The 20,437-nt window shown below is 41.2% G+C and carries 16 protein-coding genes, 1 tRNA gene and 1 pseudogene; 15 read left to right on the forward strand and 3 right to left on the reverse strand.

The window, feature by feature from the left end; genetic code table 11:
* Positions 1-202: 202 nt before the first annotated feature.
* The 5 genes and pseudogenes from hisA to DWX96_RS07515 form a co-directional block, all read left to right on the forward strand.
* Positions 203-982 carry a phosphoribosylformimino-5-aminoimidazole carboxamide ribotide isomerase gene (hisA, locus tag DWX96_RS07495; RefSeq protein WP_118057144.1) on the forward strand — a complete coding sequence of 260 codons (780 nt, stop codon included), beginning with the start codon at positions 203-205 and terminating at the stop codon, positions 980-982.
* Positions 983-1,001: 19 nt separating this feature from the next.
* Complete coding sequence (gene glnA, locus DWX96_RS07500) at positions 1,002-2,330, forward strand: type I glutamate--ammonia ligase (protein ID WP_118057145.1); 1,329 nt, start codon at positions 1,002-1,004, stop codon at positions 2,328-2,330.
* Between the two features lie 33 nt (positions 2,331-2,363).
* A complete protein-coding gene (locus DWX96_RS07505; protein WP_117698948.1) occupies positions 2,364-2,912 on the forward strand; it encodes an ANTAR domain-containing response regulator in 549 nt (182 codons plus the stop codon).
* A gap of 56 nt (positions 2,913-2,968) precedes the next feature.
* The gene (locus DWX96_RS07510; protein ID WP_117841815.1) at positions 2,969-4,183 is read left to right on the forward strand and encodes an LL-diaminopimelate aminotransferase; all 1,215 of its coding nucleotides are present in this window, start codon (positions 2,969-2,971) and stop codon (positions 4,181-4,183) included.
* 75 nt (positions 4,184-4,258) lie between these two features.
* Positions 4,259-4,674 (forward strand): annotated as a pseudogene (locus DWX96_RS07515) (GH36-type glycosyl hydrolase domain-containing protein); the annotation flags it as partial.
* A 313-nt stretch (positions 4,675-4,987) separates the two neighbouring features.
* Here the strand turns inward: DWX96_RS07515 and DWX96_RS07520 are convergent.
* Positions 4,988-5,060 (reverse strand) — tRNA-Gly (locus DWX96_RS07520).
* 111 nt (positions 5,061-5,171) lie between these two features.
* Here DWX96_RS07520 and DWX96_RS07525 point away from each other — a divergent pair.
* Genes DWX96_RS07525 through DWX96_RS07535 form a run of 3 tightly spaced genes read left to right on the forward strand, consistent with a single transcriptional unit; the run spans position 5,172 to position 6,659 of the window.
* On the forward strand, positions 5,172-5,621 hold the full coding sequence (locus tag DWX96_RS07525; RefSeq protein ID WP_022244363.1) for a hypothetical protein: 450 nt from the start codon (positions 5,172-5,174) through the stop codon (positions 5,619-5,621).
* 56 nt (positions 5,622-5,677) lie between these two features.
* Complete coding sequence (locus tag DWX96_RS07530; protein ID WP_118057146.1) at positions 5,678-6,271, forward strand: M48 family metallopeptidase; 594 nt, start codon at positions 5,678-5,680, stop codon at positions 6,269-6,271.
* Positions 6,255-6,659, forward strand: coding sequence for a hypothetical protein (locus DWX96_RS07535; RefSeq protein WP_242988757.1), 405 nt, complete (start codon positions 6,255-6,257; stop codon positions 6,657-6,659). The genes DWX96_RS07530 and DWX96_RS07535 overlap by 17 nt, the downstream gene beginning before the upstream one ends.
* 52 nt (positions 6,660-6,711) lie before the next feature.
* On the opposite strand, the gene DWX96_RS07540 is transcribed toward DWX96_RS07535, so the two are convergent.
* Entirely contained in the window at positions 6,712-7,086 is a 375-nt protein-coding gene (locus DWX96_RS07540) for a DUF3783 domain-containing protein (RefSeq protein WP_158552127.1), read from the reverse strand.
* 172 nt (positions 7,087-7,258) lie between these two features.
* On the opposite strand from DWX96_RS07540, the gene DWX96_RS07545 reads away from it, so the two are divergent.
* From DWX96_RS07545 to aspS, 7 genes are all read left to right on the forward strand, one after another.
* A complete protein-coding gene (locus DWX96_RS07545; RefSeq protein WP_118057147.1) occupies positions 7,259-9,574 on the forward strand; it encodes a RelA/SpoT family protein in 2,316 nt (771 codons plus the stop codon).
* Between the two features lie 69 nt (positions 9,575-9,643).
* Positions 9,644-10,276: an MBL fold metallo-hydrolase gene (locus DWX96_RS07550; RefSeq protein WP_118057246.1), complete on the forward strand. Its 633-nt coding sequence runs from the start codon at positions 9,644-9,646 to the stop codon at positions 10,274-10,276.
* Positions 10,277-10,285: 9 nt separating this feature from the next.
* Entirely contained in the window at positions 10,286-11,779 is a 1,494-nt protein-coding gene (hemZ, locus tag DWX96_RS07555; RefSeq protein WP_118057148.1) for a coproporphyrinogen dehydrogenase HemZ, read from the forward strand.
* Between the two features lie 108 nt (positions 11,780-11,887).
* A complete protein-coding gene (gene hisS, locus DWX96_RS07560; RefSeq protein ID WP_118057149.1) occupies positions 11,888-13,144 on the forward strand; it encodes a histidine--tRNA ligase in 1,257 nt (418 codons plus the stop codon).
* Between the two features lie 292 nt (positions 13,145-13,436).
* Positions 13,437-15,269 carry an Hsp70 family protein gene (locus DWX96_RS07565; protein WP_118057150.1) on the forward strand — a complete coding sequence of 611 codons (1,833 nt, stop codon included), beginning with the start codon at positions 13,437-13,439 and terminating at the stop codon, positions 15,267-15,269.
* Between the two features lie 15 nt (positions 15,270-15,284).
* On the forward strand, positions 15,285-17,390 hold the full coding sequence (locus DWX96_RS07570; protein ID WP_118057151.1) for a hypothetical protein: 2,106 nt from the start codon (positions 15,285-15,287) through the stop codon (positions 17,388-17,390).
* 110 nt (positions 17,391-17,500) lie between these two features.
* Positions 17,501-19,324: an aspartate--tRNA ligase gene (gene aspS / locus DWX96_RS07575; protein ID WP_117699154.1), complete on the forward strand. Its 1,824-nt coding sequence runs from the start codon at positions 17,501-17,503 to the stop codon at positions 19,322-19,324.
* A 169-nt stretch (positions 19,325-19,493) separates the two neighbouring features.
* On the opposite strand, the gene DWX96_RS07580 is transcribed toward aspS, so the two are convergent.
* On the reverse strand, positions 19,494-20,366 hold the full coding sequence (locus tag DWX96_RS07580) for a DegV family protein (protein WP_022244372.1): 873 nt from the start codon (positions 20,364-20,366) through the stop codon (positions 19,494-19,496).
* Between the last annotated feature and the right edge of the window lie 71 nt (positions 20,367-20,437).

The raw sequence follows: 20,437 nt of genomic DNA on the forward strand, positions 1-20,437 counted from the left end.
TTTCTCGTTTCCTCTCTTTCTTATTAAAAAGTGTGTAATATAATAAAGCCTTTAATTTCTCAATTCTAGCAAAAAAATAATATACTGTCAATTGTTAAAACAACTATTCCATTTTATATAAAAATATGTTATTCTTTTAGACGGACAACGGGGTCAACCAAGGGTGAACGTTGTCCTTTTTTCAAACAGAGGGGGAAAAAGGATGGAATTTCGACCGTGCATAGACATCCATAATGGCAAGGTCAAGCAGATTGTGGGCGGAAGCCTTAAAGATGAAGGAAATCAGGCAAAAGAGAATTTTGTGGCGGAGCAGGATGCCGCTTATTTTGCAGAATTTTATAAAAAAGATAAGATTTGTGGCGGACATATCATTCTGCTGAATCCGGCAGACAGTTCTTATTATAAAGAAACGAAACGTCAGGCACTGCTTGCGCTTCACACCTATCCGGGCGGTATGCAGGTTGGCGGCGGCATTCATGCAGAGAATGCGAAAGAATTTATTGAGGCAGGAGCCAGTCATGTAATTGTAACATCCTATGTATTTAAGGATGAAAAAGTAAATTATAATAATCTGGAAAAAATTCTTGCAGCAGTAGGAAAAGAGCACCTGGTTCTGGATTTGAGCTGCCGGAAAAAAGATGGCGACTACTATATAGTGACAGACCGCTGGCAGAAATTTACCGAAGAGAAAATCACGCCGGAGTTATTAGATAAATTAAAGGAATATGCGGATGAATTTTTAGTACATGCAGTAGATGTAGAGGGAAAAGCATCCGGCATTGAAGTCCCACTGGCAGAAATGTTAGGAGACTGGGGCAGAATCCCAATTACATATGCCGGAGGAGTCGGCAGTTTTGAAGATTTAAAGCAGTTAAAAGAACATGGAAAAGGCAGGCTTAATGTGACGATAGGCAGTGCATTAGACCTGTTTGGCGGCAGAATGGCATATAAAGAGGTTCTGCAGTATATAAATCAAGTATAAGGAAAAGGAGAACGGCAGTATGAAGTATACAAAACAGGATATTATCCGTATGGCAGATGAAGAAGATGTGGAATTTATCCGGCTTCAGTTTACGGATATGTTTGGAACCTTAAAAAATGTGGCAATCACACGAAGTCAGTTAGAGAAGGCACTGAATAATCAGTGTATGTTTGACGGTTCATCCATAGAAGGCTTTGTCCGGATTGAGGAGTCCGATATGTATCTCTACCCGGATTTAGACACATTTACTATTTTCCCATGGAGACCACAGCAGGGAAAAGTTGCAAGAATTATCTGTGATGTTTATTGTGCAGACGGAACACCTTTCGAAGGAGACCCAAGATACGTATTGCGGAAAGAGATTACGCGTGCAGCAAAGATGGGCTATACCTTTGATGTAGGACCAGAGTGTGAATTTTTCTTATTCCATACCGATGACAATGGCCAGCCCACAACCATTTCCCATGAGAAAGCAGGATACTTTGACTTAGGACCGGTAGACTTAGGTGAAAATGCAAGACGTGATATGGTGCTGACCTTAGAGGATATGGGATTTGAAATCGAGGCATCCCATCATGAAGTAGCACCGGCACAGCATGAAATTGATTTCCGTTATGATGAAGCATTGGCAACAGCCGATAAGATTATGACTTTTAAACTGGCAGTTAAGACCATTGCAAAGCGTCATGGCTTATTTGCAAGCTTTATGCCAAAGCCAAAATATGGAATCAACGGTTCCGGCATGCATATTAATATGTCACTTTCCCGGAATGGAAAAAATATATTTGATGACCCATCCGGTGAACTTGGTTTGAGCAAAGAAGCATATTATTTCATTGGCGGAATAATGAAACATATGAAAGGTATGTCCGCTATCACCAACCCACTGATAAATTCTTATAAGAGACTGGTTCCGGGCTATGAAGCACCGATTTACATTGCATGGTCTGCAACGAACCGCAGTCCGCTGATTCGTATTCCGGCATCCAGAGGAGCAGGAACCAGGGTGGAATTAAGATGTCCGGATCCGGCAGCCAATCCATATCTGGCATTGGCAGTATGCCTTGCAGCAGGCTTAGATGGAATTGAAAATAAGATTATGCCGCCGGAAGAGGTAAGAGAAAATGTATTTGAAATGAGACTTTCCAGGAAAGTGGAAAAGGGTATCGAATCACTTCCGGGAGATCTGATGGAAGCAATTGAAGAGTTCGAACACGATGATTATATCAAAGGGATTTTAGGACCACATATTACAGAGAAATATGCAGAAGCCAAGAAGGCTGAGTGGGCGGACTACAGAGCCCAGGTGACACAGTGGGAGATTGATGAGTATCTGTATAAGATTTAGTTGATGTAAGAAAATGCTACAGGAGATAAGAACTTGATTAATGTTATTGTTGCATTCCCTAAGATAGAAAACGCCAAAAGTATAAAAAATATACTTGTGCGCAGTGGATTTCATGTAGATGCAGCAGTCACAACAGGGGCTCAGGCATTGCAGTATGCGAATTCGTTAGATGGAGGTATATTGGTCTGCAGTCCAAGATTTGTGGACATGATGTATACTGAACTGCATGAATATATTCCTGCTACATTTCAGATGCTTCTCGTTGCTTCGCCGGATATCTGCAATGAGCACGAAGTTGCTGATATTATGTGCCTTTCCATGCCGCTTAAGGTGCACGAACTGATACAGACGGTAGAGACCATGTCTTATACTATTACCAGAATGCGTAAGAAACGGCGTATGGAACCGAAGGTACGGAGCGAAGAGGAAAAACGCATGTTACAGGATGCCAAAGAACTTCTGATGGTACGGAATAACATGAGTGAAGAAGAAGCACACCGGTATATCCAGAAACGGAGTATGGATAATGGAACCGGACTCATCGAGACGGCACAGATGATTTTGAGCCTTATGCATGCATAAGTATGAAAAATAGGTTAAATATAGTAGATTATTTAGAGAGAAGAAAAGGAGATATTATGTATCAGATTAATGAAAACTACCAGAAATTACCAGGAAGCTATTTATTCAGTACCATTGCCAAAAAGGTAAATGCATTTACCCAGGCAAATCCGGATAAGAACATCATCCGTCTTGGAATCGGGGATGTTACCCAGCCAATCGCTCCGGCAATTATTGAGGCTTTACATAAGGCAGTTGATGAGATGGCAGATCCTGCAACCTTCCATGGATATGCACCGGATTTGGGATATGATTTCCTACGTAATGCTATTGTAAAAAATGATTATCAGGCAAGAGGATGCGCAATCGAAGCAGATGAAATTTTCGTATCCGATGGAGCAAAAAGTGATTCCGGAAATATTCAGGAATTATTCGGACCGGATGTAAGAATTGCTGTATGTGACCCGGTATACCCGGTATATGTGGATTCCAATGTTATGGCTGGAAGAACCGGTACCTATAATCCGGATACCCAGATGTGGAGCAATGTAATTTATATGCCATGTACCAGAGAAAATAATTTCGTGCCGGAATTCCCGAAGGAGACACCGGATGTAATTTATCTGTGCCTGCCAAATAACCCGACAGGAACAACCATCACCAAAGCACAGTTACAGGAATGGGTAGATTATGCCAATAAAGAAGGCGCACTGATTATCTATGATGGTGCTTATGAAGCATACATTTCAGAAGCAGATGTGGCTCATACCATTTACGAATGTGAAGGAGCACAGACCTGTGCCATCGAGATTAAGAGCTTTTCAAAGAATGCAGGATTTACCGGAGTACGTCTTGGATATACTGTAGTACCAAAGGATTTGAAATGCAATGGCGTATCTTTACATGATATGTGGGCAAGACGTCACGGCACCAAATTCAACGGCGCACCTTATATCGTACAGCGTGCCGGTGAAGCAGTATATTCCGAAGCTGGAAAAGCACAGTTAAAAGAACAGGTTGCATATTACATGAAAAATGCAAGCGTAATTAAGAGCGGTCTGAAAGAAGCAGGCTTCGAAGTATTCGGTGGTGTAAATGCACCATATATCTGGTTAAAGACACCGGAGCAGATGACATCCTGGGATTTCTTTGATTATCTCTTAGAGAATGCCAATGTAGTAGGAACACCGGGATCCGGATTCGGACCAAGCGGAGAAGGATACTTCCGGCTTACAGCATTCGGAACATATGAGAATTCAGTTGCAGCATTAGAGAGAATTAAGGCATTATAAGTCAGTATCATAAGGATATACGAAAATATGGAAATATGGAAGGGACAGTGATTTTAATTGCTGTCCCTTTTTGGCATCCGATATAACAGGCAATACGGACATTTTGACAATGAGAAAAGAGAATATGTAATTGACCGGGTGGATTTGCCGGCATCCTGAACAAACTACCTTGGCGTAAAAGATACCTGTGTGGTCGTAAATCATACAGCGGGGGCTATATGTTTTACAAGACACCGGAGTATCATCGTGTAACAAGATTCCGGGCGAATGGAGTTCCAATGGATCGTCCGGGACATTATGTATATATCCGCGATGAAGAAGACGGAGATTACTGGAGTGTTTCCTGGCAGCCGGTAGGAAAATCCCTTGACGAAGCAGAATATACCTGCCGTCATGGAATGAGTTATTCCAAATACAGCTGTGATTACAAAGGAATTGCAGCAGAGCAGACCTTAGTTGTTAAGATAAAATTTTACCCGAAGATGTACGATTGGCACATGAAATGACAGAAAGGTTAAAAATTTTATCAAAGTATTCTTTTCCTAAAAAACCTTCTTACGGAAGTAATAAATGCGACAAATGGAAACATTATTTTAGCATCAAGCATATTTGGAAACACACAAAAGGTTGCAGAAAAGAATTATTATGTAGGAACAAATTTAGCGGTTGCAAAACAGGCATTAAATGAAAGACATTTTCTTAACCCAAAATAGCGAAAATCTGGTTAAGAAAGTAAGAATTTAAGAATTAGAAAAATGCTGTAAACCCGCATAAATCAAGGCTTACAGCATATCCAAAAAATAGAGCGATAGACGGGGCTCGAACCCGCGGTCTCGACCTTGGCAAGGTCGCGCGTTACCAACTACGCCACTATCGCATTTGTGCTGAACACGAAACTTACTATACTATAAGAAAAAGGGTTTGTCAAGTGTAATATTAGAAAAGTTTTCACATAAAATACAATAAGCAAGAAAGCAGGAGGACTCCCTTGAGTGCAAAGACAAAGATTGTAGTGCTTCATATGAAGGAACTGATTTACACAGGAATTTTTGCGGTACTTGGAATATTACTGGTATTATTGTTGGTCTATATGTTTTCTCCGGATAAAGATGAGGAGAGCCGGGAGACCATGAAATATGTGGCAGGGGTATATACGTCTTCCATCATATTTAATGATAAAACCGTGGATGTGGAGGTTGTGGTGGATGAGAATAAAATCAATTCCATTTCGCTGGTAAATCTCGATGAAACTGTAACCGCAATGTATCCGTTGATGCAGCCGGCACTGGATAATTTGAAAGAACAGATATATGAAAATCAGTCAACGGATAATCTCAGCTATTCCGATGATAACCAGTATACGTCCATGGTGCTGATTCACGCCATTGATGATGCCCTGGAAAAAGCAGCGGCTGCCCCGGAGACAGAGGCGGAGTAACAGTATAAAATGATACGACAGAAATAGCAAAAGGAAAACAAGAAAAAGGCTTGTCAGTGCCGGGACCAAAAAGCTATAATAATAAAATGGAGAATACAATACGATATGAACTGACACCAAAAAAAGTAAAGAATATTATCATCCAGGTAAAAGCCAATGGCGTAGTAGCAGTAACGATGCCCTATCGCATGAGCAAAAAGAAAGTGGATGCATTTGTGCAGAGCAAGGCGGAGTGGATCCGCATGATGCAAAAGAAGCTTGCAAATCAGCAGAGGATAGATGTGGATGCACTGGAGTGGAACCGGCAGAAAGAGCAGTATTTAAGAGATATACTGCTGAGGGAGTATGAACTGTTTCAGGCTTATCATATTTCTATGCCAACGGTCAGATTCCGCAGCATGACCAGCCGCTATGGGAGCTGCTGCAAGGCAAAGGCATCCATTACTTTGAATAAAGTACTGGCAGACCTTCCGTTAGAATGCGCAGAATATGTTGCTGCTCATGAACTGGCACACCTGGTAGAAGCAAATCACAGCAGACGATTTTATCAGGTGCTGGATACTGTGATGTCAGATCATAGAATACGAGAAAAAAGGTTGAGAGAATATGCGTTATTCCATGGAAAACGCGAGCATGAAGGTGGAAGTTGAGTCTCTTGGGGCAGAACTGAAATCTGTGCTTGGAAAGAAAAGTAACATTGAGTACATGTGGTGCAGCAATCCGGAGTATTACAAACGGAGTGCACCAAATCTGTTTCCGATTGTTGGAAGCTTAAAAGACGGAGTCTATCATTATCAGGGAAAGACTTATGAGATGGAATTAATCTATCATATGAATGGCAACAGACTGGAAATCATATGGAACATTAAGAATACCGGCAAGGAAAAAATGTGTATTTCCCGGAAGCTCCGTTATTTGGACTCTGGTCAGCAGAGAAGAAGAATGCACCATATGCAGCCATTGAACCCTGGTTTGGAAGATGCGATAAAGAGGATTTTAACGGAAGTTTGGAAGAAAGGGAATGGGGACATGCGTTAGCACAGGGTGCATGCTTTCAGGCAGCATACACCATAGAAATTGCAGGAGAAGATTAATTTTCATGCATTTTCTTATCTTCCGCTAAGAGTTCTTCATGAAGTGCAATGGAATCCCAGTTGATATTGTGCTCCGTGAGAACGGCTTTCAGACCGATTCTGGTAAGATGAAGCTTTTTAAATTCCACCAGGAAACGGTCTAAAAGAGCATTATCAAAGCCTTTGAATACCAGCATTTCGTCGGTGAAACCATCGCCGGTATAGACCTCTTCTTTCAAAGGGAAGCCATCAATCCCTGCGAGGGCACCTAAAGTCTGGTTATATTGTTCTTTGGTGATAATACGGATTTTTATTTTTAACCGGAGGCAGAGCATTTTTAATGTTCTGCCTTTGCTGTTTTCTAAATTGTAAAATAATAAAACTGGATGCATAAGGGAAAACTCCTTTCTTAAAGAGGTAGAAAAAATCTGCCATTCAGCCATAAAGTATAAGGTTTCCGGGGGAAAATGGCAAGTATAAAAGATTGCATTTTTATATATTTTTTATTATAATGAAAAATCATAGTTAAAAGTGGGATAAAACGCAAAAAAGTTGGTGTGAATTATGGCAGATATTACAACAGAAGAATTAGAAGAATTAGAAAATGAAGTGGTGTCTAAGGATGACAACATAAAGACCATGCAGGAATTCGTCAGTCCGGAGAGCCTGTATCAGGAGCTGATTGCCAGCGTGAAGAAATATCACCCGTCGACGGATATTTCTTTGATTGAAAAGGCATATAAGACAGCGGATACGGCACATAAGGGACAGGTACGAAAATCCGGTGAAGCATATATCATTCATCCGTTGTGTGTGGCAATTATTTTAGCGGAACTGGAGCTGGATAAAGAGACTATCGTAGCCGGACTGCTTCATGATGTCGTAGAGGATACCGTCATGACAGTAGAGGAAATTGCTTCCGAGTTCTCAGAAGAGATTGCCCTTTTGGTGGATGGCGTTACAAAGCTGGGTCAGTTATCTTATGATGCGGATAAAGTCGAGGTTCAGGCAGAGAACTTAAGAAAAATGTTCCTTGCCATGGCAAAGGATATCCGTGTTATCTTAATCAAGCTGGCAGACCGGCTGCACAATATGCGTACATTAAAATATATGACACCGGAGAAGCAGAAGGAAAAAGCAAGAGAAACCATGGACATCTATGCACCAATTGCACAGCGTCTTGGTATTTCTAAAATTAAAATCGAATTAGATGACCTTTCCTTAAAGTATCTGGAGCCGGAAGCATATTATGATCTGGTAGAAAAGGTTGCACTTCGTAAGAGTGTCCGTGATGATTATGTGCAGAGCCTTGTAAAAGAAGTGAGTAAACATATTGAAAATGCAGGAATCAAGGCACAGATTGACGGAAGAGCAAAGCATTTCTTTTCCATTTATAAGAAAATGGTCAATCAGCATAAGACCTTAGACCAGATTTATGATTTATTTGCCATAAGAATTATCGTGGATAATGTCAAGGACTGCTATGCAGCACTGGGTGTCATCCATGAGATGTATAAACCAATCCCGGGACGTTTTAAAGATTATATCGCTATGCCAAAGCCGAATATGTATCAGTCCCTCCACACCACACTGATTGGACCGACCGGACAGCCGTTTGAGATTCAGATTCGTACCTTTGAGATGCACCGTACCGCAGAATATGGTATCGCTGCCCACTGGAAATATAAGGAAGCTGCCAATAATGGCGGCACAGTGGCTACCACCAAATCAGAGGAAGAGAAGTTAAGCTGGCTGCGCCAGATTCTGGAATGGCAGAAAGACATGTCAGATAATAAAGAGTTCATGAGCCTGTTAAAGAGTGATTTGAACCTCTTTTCTGATACGGTATTCTGCTTTACTCCGTCCGGAGATGTAAAGAACCTGCCAACGGGTTCTACACCGGTAGACTTTGCGTACAGTATCCACTCGGCAGTTGGAAATAAGATGATTGGAGCCAAGGTAAATGGTAAATTAGTTCCAATTGATTACGAGATTCAGAACGGTGACCGTATTGAGATTATCACGTCCCAGAATTCCAAGGGACCGAGCCGTGACTGGTTAAATATTGTTAAGAGTACACAGGCAAAAAATAAGATTAACCAGTGGTTCCGGAGTGAGTTAAAAGAAGAAAATATCGTAAAGGGCAAGGAACTGATTGCCCAGTATTGTAAGGCAAAATCCATTAATCTTACGGATATTAACAAACCGGAATATCAGAGTAAGGTTATGCGGAAATATGGATTCCATGACTGGGATTCCGCACTGGCAACCTTAGGACACGGCGGACTGAAAGAAGGTCAGGTCGTGAATAAGATGCTGGAGGAGTACCGGAAAGACCACCCAATCCAGCTTACCGATGAGGATGTATTGAACAATGTGTCTTCCGAGAATAAGGATAAGGCAGTTCCACAGAAATCCAAGAGTGGTATCCTTGTAAAAGGACTTTATGATGTGGCAGTGCATTTTTCCAAATGCTGCAGCCCGGTGCCGGGAGATGAAATTGTAGGATTTGTCACAAGAGGCCGTGGTGTATCTATTCATCGTACCGATTGCATTAATATCATGAACCTTTCCGAGCTGGAAAAAGTGCGTCTGATTGATGCAGAGTGGCAGCAGGGTGCAGAGCATGGTGACAATGGACTTTATCTTGCTGAGATTAAAATATTTGGTAATAACCGTACCGGACTTTTAGTAGATATTACCAGAATTTTCACCGAACGGGAAATTGATATCAGTTCCATTAATTCCAAGACCAGCAAACAGGGTGTTGCGACCATTTCTATTTCCTTTAATACCAAAGGAAAAGAGGAATTGAGCAGTTTAATAGAAAAAATCCGTCAGGTAGAGAGCGTGATTGATATTGAACGTACTACCGGCTGATAAAATATTAGCAGAATAAATTGCTGATTTATGAAGCATTCAAAGACAGTTCTTATAGAAGAGGAAATTATGACAGAACAGACAGAAGTATTACGATATATTGTGGGACCAGTCTGCACCAACTGCTATCTTCTGGTAAATCATAAGACAGGAGAACTTCTTGTGGTAGACCCGGGAGACCAGGCACAGTTGATTGAAAAGCAGATTGAGAAAACCGGAGCGAAACCGGTGGCAATCCTTCTGACCCATGGACATTTTGACCATGCAGGAGCAGCAGAAGCGCTTGCAGATAAATACCAGATTTCCATTTATGCCCATGAGGCAGAGAGGGAGACCTTGGAAGACCCGGGACTTAACCTTTGCGGGATGATAGGAGAGCATAAGGTCTATCGTGCAGATGTTTTCGTAAAAGACGAAGAAGTATTAAATCTTGCAGAATTTTCCATCCGTGTATTTTTTACACCGGGGCATACCATTGGCGGATGCTGCTATTATATTGCAGATGAGAAGATTCTTTTCAGCGGAGATACGCTGTTTCAGGAATCTGTGGGAAGAACCGATTTCCCAAGAGGAAGTGCATCGGATTTAATCCGGGCAATCAGAGAAAAACTGATGCCGCTGCCGGATGATGTGACCGTGTATACCGGACATGACGAAAGCACTTTAATAGGCTATGAGCGGATGCATAATCCGTATTTATAAGGACGAACCATGATAACAGTATTATTAGATAAAGCAGAATTTGAATATGATATCCATTCGCTGGTAAAGGCATTTTATCCGAAGGAAGAGGTATATGTTTCCACGAAGGATAAGGAGAAAAAAGAAGAGCCGGTACATTATCACATGGATGTACAGTTTGCACCGGAAGAAATCATTTTTTCCTGGAAAAAGGTAGAGCCTTCAGAAGAAAATGAAAATCAGACCGGAATTACAAAACGAGTAGCAGTAGATGATACAAACCGCAAGGAGACAAAGAACAGCCTGAAACGGACGTTGTATCAGCTGCTGTCAGAATATACCGGAGTGGAACTTCCGTGGGGAAATCTTACCGGTATCCGTCCGACGAAGATTCCGATGGCACTTTTAGAAGAGGGTAAGAGCGAGGAAGAAATTGCTCACTATATGAAGGAAACATATTTTGCCTCTGATGAAAAGATAAAACTCAGTATTGAAATTGCAGAGCGTGAGCTGGCACTTTTAAAGAAGCTAGATTATGAAGAGGGATACAGCCTTTATATCGGTATTCCATTCTGCCCGACGACCTGCCTTTACTGTTCCTTTACTTCTTATTCCATGTCAGCCTGGAAAAACCGCATGGATGACTACTTAAGTGCACTGGAAAAGGAACTGGATTATACAGCGGTCAAATTTGCACATAAGAAATTAAACAGCATTTATATCGGTGGTGGAACACCGACCACATTAAATCCGAAACAGTTAGACAGATTGATTCGAAAAATTAAATGTAGTTTTGATTTATCTGATTTAGTGGAATTTACAGTGGAAGCCGGAAGACCGGACAGTATTACAAAAGAGAAGCTTATGGTGCTTCGCAATCATGATATCAGCAGAATTTCCATTAATCCACAGACCATGAAACAGGAGACACTGGATCTGATTGGACGGCATCATACCGTGCAGCAGACAATAGACAGCTTTTATCTGGCAAGAGAACTTGGATTTGATAATATCAATATGGATTTAATCGTAGGACTTCCGGGAGAGAGTCTTTCAGATGTGGCAGATACCATGGAAGTCATCCGGAAGCTTGCGCCGGATAATCTGACGGTTCACTCCCTTGCTATCAAGCGTGCAGCAAGACTGAATATACAAAGAGAGCGTTATCAGGATTTTGAGATTGTCAATACTGCAGACCATATTGCACTGACTTCGAAAGTGGCAGAAGAAATGGGGCTTTTTCCATATTATTTATACCGCCAGAAGAATATGGCAGGCAATTTTGAAAACGTAGGCTATGCAGCACCGGGAAAAGCCGGTGTATACAATGTTCTTATTATGGAAGAGAAACAGAGTATTGTAGCTTGTGGTGCTGGTGCATCCACGAAGCGTGTCTGGGTACAGCCAAATCCCGATGGCACACACCGGATTGAACGTGCCGAGAATGTCAAGGATGTGGCACAGTATATCGCAAGAATTGATGAGATGATAGAGCGCAAGAGCAGGCTCTTTACGAAGGAATAAAAGCGGTTGACATATCAGGGTACGAAAAATATAATAGTTCTGTATGAATACAAATATATAATAAGAAAAATAGATAAAATGCTTATCTCGGAAAATGGAGGAAATTTCATGGCATTGAGTAAGAAGCCGGTTACAGGCATGAAGGATATTTTACCGGAGGAGATGCAGATTCGTGATTATGTGCAGAATGTAATCAAAGAGACCTACCGGAGTTTTGGATTTACACCAATTGAAACTCCTTGTATGGAGAATATTGCAAACCTCACCAGCAAACAGGGTGGAGAAAATGAAAAACTCATTTTCAAAGTATTAAAACGTGGTGAAAAGCTGAACTTAGAGACAGCAGAAAAAGAAGAAGATGTAGTGGATTTTGGTATGCGTTACGACCTTACCGTTCCGCTGGTAAGATTCTATTCCAATAACAGTAACCAGCTCCCATCCCCGTTTAAGGCATTACAGATGGGAAATGTGTGGCGTGCTGACCGTCCTCAGAGAGGGCGTTATCGTCAGTTCATGCAGTGTGATATTGATATTCTGGGCGAGCCGTCTAATCTGGCAGAGATAGAGTTGATTCTTGCGACAACAACAACGCTTGGAAAAATTGGATTTAAGAATTTTGAAATCCGGATTAATGAACGCCGTATTTTAAAAGCAATGGCAGCTTACAGCGGATTTCCGGAAGAAAGCTACGACCTTGTATTTATCATCTTAGACAAGATGGACAAGATTGGGCTGGACGGAGTCGCAGAGGAACTGAAAAAGGAAGGCTTTGCAGAAGAAGCGGTCGATAAGTACTTATCCTTATTTGAAAAAGCAGAAGGTACCGAAAACGGACTGGTTACCTTATGTGATACCTTAATTGAAGCAGGATTTTTAGAGGAAGAAGTAAAGCAGAACCTGACAGAGATTATCGACAGCGTAGAAGCAACCAAAGCAGCAGACTTTAAAATGGTATTTGACCCGACTTTAGTGCGTGGCATGGGTTATTATACAGGAACTATTTTTGAAATAGCTATGCCGGAGTTCGGCGGAAGCTGTGGCGGAGGTGGTCGTTATGATAAGATGGTTGGAAGATTTACCGGCAACGATGTACCTGCATGTGGATTTTCCATCGGTTTTGAAAGAATCATTCTTCTGCTCTTAGAGAGCGGATTTAAGATTCCGGGACAGGCAGCGAAGAAGGCATATCTCATCGAAAAGGGATATCCGGCAGACAAGCTGCAGGAGGTAATTGCACAGGCTCAGAAGGAACGTTCCGAAGGAACCCAGGTATTAGTGGTTCGTATGAATAAGAACAAGAAGTTCCAGAAGGAGAAGCTTACGGCAGAGGGTTATGAAGAATTTGTGGAGTTTTTTAACAAATAAGAGAAGTGAAAGATAACAGCGTCGGAAGCAGAGATGTTTTTGATGCTGTTTTTTTACTTTACAGGAAATTGCTTTCCTGTAAAGTAAAAAACGCTCCACGAGGATGCGCTCTGCGGCGTATAAGGTAGATGTCGCAAGCGACCGCCGCAGGCGCGAGAATGTGCCAAGGCACATTCTTTGTTTCACGAGTAGCGAGAAAAAGCGCAATTTTCGTAGTTATGAAGTTGTCAGGTATCCGTAAGAAGCTGCCGATGGCAGTTTTTTCGGCCTGGGAAGAAAAGGAGAAGGGATTATGAGCAAAATTGTGGGAATTGATTTAGGAACAACCAACAGTCTGGTAGCCGTGTGGGAAGAGGGACATGCACAATTAATACCAAATTCATTTGGAGAATTATTGACACCAAGTGTGGTTAGTGTTACACCGGCTGGAATTACATATGTCGGTAAAGTGGCAAAGGAGAGAATGGTAACACATCCAGAGGAAACAGTGGCTTCTTTTAAACGCTTTATGGGTACAGCAAAAACGTACCGGTTAGGAGAAAGAGATTATAAGCCGGAGGAATTGTCTGCAATGGTTTTAAAACGATTAAAAGAAGATGCAGAGCGTTATCTGGGAGAACCGGTGGAAGAAGCAGTAATTAGTGTTCCTGCCTATTTTAATGATATGGCACGAAGAGCCACAAGAAATGCGGGAGTTCTTGCTGGACTTAAAGTGGAAAGAATTATTAATGAACCATCAGCAGCTGCACTTGCCTGTCATGAGATGCGGCAGGAAGAAGAGAGCACCATGCTGGTATTTGATTTTGGTGGTGGTACATTAGATGTTTCGCTGGTAGAGTGTTTTGAAAATATCATAGAAATAAAGGCGGTCAGTGGAGATAACCACCTGGGCGGAAATGATTTTGATTTATATATCGCACAGGAATTTGCTCAGAAGAATAAACTGGATTGGACAGAAATGAAAGAAGAGCAGCAGGCTGCCATTTTGGAGAGTGCTAATAGAGCAAAGCAAATGCTGACAGAAGAAGAAATGGCAACAATGCAAGTGACTTATCCTGGCGTAGAAGGTCAGATGACAATTTCCAGAAAAGAATTAATCAATTTGACAAAAGCTTTATTTCAAAGAATGTTAAAACCGATACAGAAAGTTCTTGCAGATGCAGAGATAGCAAAAGATGCGATAGATGAAGTGGTATTGGTTGGCGGATCCTGTAAGATGCCGGTTGTGCATAAGTATATAAAACATATTTTAAAGGGAATACCGGTTTGTCTGATGAATCCGGACCAGATGATTGCAATTGGAGCCGGAACTTATGCAGGAATAAAGGAACGTGATACAGAGGTAAAGGATATGCTTCTTATGGATGTATGTCCGTTTTCACTGGGAACATCCGTATATAACAGGGCACATCCGAAGGATAGTTATAATGATGTGATTATTGAGCGTAATAGCGCATTGCCGGCAAGCAGGGAAAAAATATATTATCCCACAAGCCCAAGGCAGAAAAGAGTATTGATTGATGTTAATCAGGGAGAAGCGTTGTATGCAAAAGATAATCTGCATCTGGGTGAATTGAAGGTAGAATTACCGCAAAATGAAGAAACCGTACGAAGTGGTACCGAAGCAATTAAAGTGCGGTTTACATATGATATTAATGGAATACTGGTAGTAGATGTAACGATTATGTCCACAGGAAAAGAGGAGCGACTTGTTATTGTAAATGAAGAGACTGGCATGAGTGAAGAAGAAATAGAAAAGGCAGTTGCAGAATTAGAGAAGATAAAATTTCAACCGCAGGGAGAAGAAGAAAATCAACTGGTATTGGAGCGTGCAAAGAAACTTTATCAGGAGACAACCGGAAATATAAGAGAAGAAATTGAACGTAGAATGCAGTATTTTACAGAAATACTGATATATCAAAATGAACTTGACATAAAGAAAGCACGCCGTTCCTTTGAAGCATATTTAAACCAGATAGAGGAATATTTACAGCAGGTAAATGAACCGTGGGAGAAGATGAATAATTTCTCAGACTGGTATGATGAAGATGAGGATGCAGAGGAAGATGAATTAGCGGAACAGGAGACAAATCAGACCTGGAACGGACCATATTATACAAGCTAGGGAGGAAATGAGAAAATGAGAATTGATGAAGCATTTGATATTCTTGGTATAGAAATAGCAAAGGATAAGAAAAAGATTAAAGCTGCATTTGCTAAAAAAGTAAGGGAATGCCATCCGGAGGAAGATGAGGCTGGCTGGAAAAATTTGTACGATGCATACGGAACTGCGATGAATTATGCGAAAAATGGAGCAGTCTATGCACAGCCGTTACAGCAGGAGGAAAAAACACAGCAGGAGATAAATACTCAGCAGGAAATAAATGCGCAACCGAAAATGGAACCGGAGACTCAAAAGGCAGAGACCACAGAGGAAACAAATCATACTGTGGAAACGGAAGAAAGTCAGAAAGAGTATGAAGAAATCTTTGGACGGATTGAAGATAATACGATTATTTCTCCAGAAAAACTGAAGGAAGAATATGAAGAGCAGTTTAAAAAATTGATTGATGCCGGATATTTTCAGTCTTATAAATGCTGGAAGAAGCTTATGGAGCATGAACACTGGAATCTATATGCCGGGCAGATAGATTTCTGGAAGAAAATGCAGGCGGTTTTAAGAAATACTTCAATATGTGCCAAAGCGGCAAAATACATCGGAAGTGAATTAAAGAAAAGGGAAGATTTGCTGAGACGTACCATGGGTGAGAGAATTTTATCAGAGTCCCATACCGTACAGGCAATGTGCCTTTTTAAAGCGGAAAAATCATTCGGTGCCAGTAAATTCTGGAATGGAAAATATTCTATTGTATGGAAGATGACTGCAGTAAGTGTAGCTCTTTTGGCTGTATTTTTTGTCAGCTTATTTATTTTTAACAAGCCGGATACAACAAAAGAAAAGTCTTATGATTCGTCGGCACCGATCAGTTCATCTAATGTTCCACAAAATGAAAACAGCAGTAATTCATCCACAAGAGGTGGAAGTAAGGATTATAATAGGGATGCTTCTAAAGGAGGAACTTCAAATACTCCTGCAATCGGAGAACTGCTTTCTGCGGATGACTTTAAAGAAGAGATAACTAATTATCTGAATGAAAAATATGGAGAAGGAACCGTTCAGGCAGAGGACCTTGTGTTACAGCCGGTAATATTGGAACAGGGAAGTAATTATTATTGCTATTATAAAGGTCAGCTTTCCTCACAACCGGATAAAAAAGTATTTTCCTGGGGACGCGTAGAAAGCGGGAATCCGGAAGTCTTTGGTGCGTATTGGGGAATAGTCTGTTTTGACAATTTCCAGCAGGCAGAAATTGAACAGGCATTAAAGGAAGAACTGGAAAATACGCTTGGTATCTCAGAAGGAATGATGTATCTGACTTCCTGTGAACCGGCTTTTGCCTATGAGCGTTTTGACATGTCAACACCTGCTTATCATGCATTATATCAGGGTGATTTAGAAGCATTTTTTGAAGAGGAAAGTCAGTGGAGAATGGACTGGCAGGAAAATGACACAACAATTGCAGAGGAAGAGATGATAACAGAAAATGGTGCATGGAACGGACGCTATACGGTGTGGTTCCCGGATGAAAATGTTTTGGATGTAAAAAGTCTTATAGAGGATGGTGTAAAGAGCAGTGGAATAGATAAAGATGCCATCTCAAATATAGAACAGAAGTATAAGATAGAAATCATTGCTTCTGCATTGCCACAGGATTTGTATCATCAGTTGGATGCGATAAAAGGTGAGGAAAAAGAGGGCGTAACGGATATATTAAAGCAGAAGAATCTGTCAGAAGACAATGTTTTCGTTCTGCCATTCATAACAGACTGGTATAATGGAGCAAAAGATTCGGATGGATATTCGGCAGTAGCAAAGAAAGACAATGGAATTTCAGTTATTTATCAGGCAGAAAAAACACAGCCGGAAGTAACATGTACAAAAGAAAAAGGCGTATTTACGATAACCGTTGTACCGGATGATTGTGGCTGTGTGATAGTAATAAATAAAAATGATGCCACTTTTTCTGAAAAAAGTATCACCGTTAATATTCAGATGGATGGAAGGAATTCAAAGAAGCAGACGGTTCAAAAGGTAGAATCCGGAATGGAAAGTTTAAGTGGTGTATTAGAAGTAGATGGCTATTTGTTTATACCATGCGATACAGAACAGACCATAATTCTTTAAAATAATTCATAAAATCCATAGAAGTTATTTTGACGGATTGCCTGCTATGTGGTAAAATATCCAATTAGGTATAGAAGGAAAAGATACACGATTTTTAGGAGGATAAAAAAATGTCAGAATCCATGCAGGGATTACACAGAACCCATAGATGTACAGAAGTATCCAATGCCAATATTGGAGAAAAAGTTACCGTCATGGGCTGGGTACAGAAAAGAAGAAATTTAGGAAGTCTTATATTCATAGATTTAAGAGACCGTTCCGGAATTCTGCAGCTTGTATTCGACGAGCCAAAGGTAGGAAGCGAAGGCTTTGCCAAAGCAGGAACACTGCGTAGCGAGTTTGTTATTGCAGTCGAAGGAACCGTGCAGAAGCGTTCTGCAGCAGTTAATGAGAATTTAAAGACCGGTGATATTGAGGTAATTGCTGAGAGTATCCGTATTCTTTCAGAATCACAGACACCGCCATTTCAGATTGAAGAGAACAGCCAGACGAAAGATGAGATTCGTTTAAAATATCGTTATCTTGATTTACGTAGACCGGATATCCAGCGTAACCTGATGCTGCGTAGTAAAGTAGCATATCTGATGCGTGATTTTATGGCAAAAGAAGGTTTCTTAGAGATTGAGACACCGGTTCTTTGTAAGTCTACACCGGAAGGTGCAAGAGATTATCTGGTGCCAAGCCGTATACATCCGGGTAGCTTTTATGCATTGCCGCAGTCACCACAGCTTTTCAAACAGCTTCTGATGGCATCCGGATATGACCGTTATTTCCAGATTGCAAAATGTTTCCGTGATGAGGATTTACGTGCAGACCGTCAGCCGGAATTTACCCAGGCAGATATGGAGCTTTCTTTTGTAGATATTGATGATGTATTAGATGTCAATGAGCGTCTGTTAAAATACATTTTCAAAGAAGCCATCGGCGTAGATGTAGAACTTCCACTTAAGAGAATGCCTTGGCAGGAAGCAATGGATCGTTTTGGTTCTGATAAGCCGGATACCCGTTTTGGAATGGAATTAAAGGATGTATCTGATATTGTAAAAGATTGCGGTTTTGGTGTATTTACCAGTGCGTTAGAGCAGGGTGGTTCTGTCCGTGGTATCAATGCAGAAGGACAGGGCGCAATGCCAAGAAAGAAGATTGACAAGCTGGTAGAGTTTGCAAAAGGCTATGGAGCAAAAGGACTTGCTTATCTTTCTGTACAGGAAGATGGCAGCTATAAATCATCCTTTGCAAAATTCATGACAGAAGAGGAATTGAAGAATCTGGTAGCAGCAATGGACGGAAAGCCGGGAGACCTGCTTTTATTTGCAGCAGACAAGAATAAAATTGTATGGAATGTATTAGGTGCACTTCGTCTTGAAATTGCCAAAGAATTAGACCTCTTAGACCCGAACCAGTATAATTTCCTCTGGATTACAGAGTTCCCATTGTTGGAGTGGTCAGACGAAGAGAATCGTTATATGGCAATGCATCATCCGTTTACCATGCCAATGGAAGAGGACTGGGATAAGATTGATACAGATCCGGGTGCAGTACGTGCCAAAGCATATGACATCGTATTAAATGGTACCGAGTTAGGCGGTGGTTCTGTCCGTATCCACCAGAGTGATATTCAGGAGAAAATGTTTGAGGTTCTTGGCTTTACAAAAGAGAGAGCACATGAGCAGTTTGGATTCCTTCTGGATGCATTCTCCTATGGTGTACCACCACACGCAGGACTGGCTTATGGTCTTGACCGTCTGGTTATGCATATGGTACATGCAGATTCCATCCGTGATGTCATCGCATTCCCGAAAGTAAAGGATGCATCCGACCTTATGTCCAATGCCCCGGATATCGTAGATGAGAAGCAGTTAGAGGAACTGTGCATCAAAGTGGATGAGAAAGAAGTAGAAGAAAAAGAAGCAGAAGAAGCTGCAGAAAAATAAAGAAACAGATAAAGCATATTTCTCACATAAATAAAAGAGTTATTTATCACAGAATTTTAAACCGTGGTACAATAACTCTTTTTTGATTTACGCGAGTAGCGAGAAAAAACGCATGCTCGCCAGACATCCGTAAGAAGCTGACTTTGACCGGTTTGTATCTGCCGGTGTTTTATCGATATTCACCCATATAGAACAATGCAATCGTTCCAGGACCGGAATGTGCACCGATGGTTGAACCGACATAATTGATTAAGAAGCTGTCGATGCCAAAACGTTCTTTTACAAGATTTGCAACAAACTGTGCATCTTCTAAAGCATCACCATGGCTGATAAATACGATATCATTCTGGTCACGGTAGGAGCCCATCTGCTTTTCCATATTGTCAACCAGGGTAATCAGGGATTTTTTACGTCCACGAACCTTGGAAACCATAATAAGATGACCTTCATCATCTACATGAAGCACCGGCTTTAAGTTAATCATGGTACCAAGAACCGCAGCGGTTTTAGAAACACGTCCGCCTCTGTGAAGGTGGAACAAATCATCTACCGTAAAGTTATGTACCAGATGTAGTTTATTTTCCTCCAGCCATTTTACGGTTTCTTCTAAAGTGGCACCATTTTCTTTCATCTGGACAGCTTTGTGAACCAGAAGTCCCTCGCCCATGGAAGCACAGAGAGAGTCTACGACAACGACTTTATGTGGGAAATTATCTTCTTCCATTTCACTTGCAGCAATTTTCGTACTGGAGTAGCTGCCGCTGAGTCCGCTGGAAAAGGCAATGTGAAGAATATCACAGTCATTTTCCGTGGCAATTTTTGTAAAGATTTCGCGGGCAGTTTCCGGGTTGACCTGAGAGGTGGTAGGCAGAGAGCCGGCGCGCATCTTTGCATAGAATTCTTTGACATCCATTGGATGTTCCCAGTCATAGGTTTTGCCGTCTATAGTATAAGTGAGTGACAGCATGCCAAGATTATGTTCTGCTACATAATCTGCCGGCAAATCTGCGGTAGTGTCGGTGGTAATAATAAATTTATTCATGTGTCCTCCTGTAGTTCTTATATAAAATTGTGGCATAAAATCATACCTTTTTTATTATAGCATAATGAAAA

Source organism: Roseburia sp. AF22-2LB (assembly GCF_003461125.1).
In the GTDB taxonomy this organism is placed as follows: Bacteria; Bacillota; Clostridia; order Lachnospirales; family Lachnospiraceae; genus Roseburia_C; species Roseburia_C amylophila.

Coding starts and splice junctions, on each gene's coding strand:
- hisA (WP_118057144.1), top strand. CDS start 203: ATGGAATTTCGACCGTGCATAGACATCCATAATGGCAAGGTCAAGCAG.
- glnA (WP_118057145.1), top strand. CDS start 1,002: ATGAAGTATACAAAACAGGATATTATCCGTATGGCAGATGAAGAAGAT.
- DWX96_RS07510 (WP_117841815.1), top strand. CDS start 2,969: ATGTATCAGATTAATGAAAACTACCAGAAATTACCAGGAAGCTATTTA.
- DWX96_RS07535 (WP_242988757.1), top strand. CDS start 6,255: ATGAAGGTGGAAGTTGAGTCTCTTGGGGCAGAACTGAAATCTGTGCTT.
- DWX96_RS07540 (WP_158552127.1), bottom strand. CDS start 7,086: ATGCATCCAGTTTTATTATTTTACAATTTAGAAAACAGCAAAGGCAGA.
- DWX96_RS07545 (WP_118057147.1), top strand. CDS start 7,259: ATGGCAGATATTACAACAGAAGAATTAGAAGAATTAGAAAATGAAGTG.
- DWX96_RS07550 (WP_118057246.1), top strand. CDS start 9,644: ATGACAGAACAGACAGAAGTATTACGATATATTGTGGGACCAGTCTGC.
- hemZ (WP_118057148.1), top strand. CDS start 10,286: ATGATAACAGTATTATTAGATAAAGCAGAATTTGAATATGATATCCAT.
- hisS (WP_118057149.1), top strand. CDS start 11,888: ATGGCATTGAGTAAGAAGCCGGTTACAGGCATGAAGGATATTTTACCG.
- DWX96_RS07565 (WP_118057150.1), top strand. CDS start 13,437: ATGAGCAAAATTGTGGGAATTGATTTAGGAACAACCAACAGTCTGGTA.
- DWX96_RS07570 (WP_118057151.1), top strand. CDS start 15,285: ATGAGAATTGATGAAGCATTTGATATTCTTGGTATAGAAATAGCAAAG.
- aspS (WP_117699154.1), top strand. CDS start 17,501: ATGTCAGAATCCATGCAGGGATTACACAGAACCCATAGATGTACAGAA.
- DWX96_RS07580 (WP_022244372.1), bottom strand. CDS start 20,366: ATGAATAAATTTATTATTACCACCGACACTACCGCAGATTTGCCGGCA.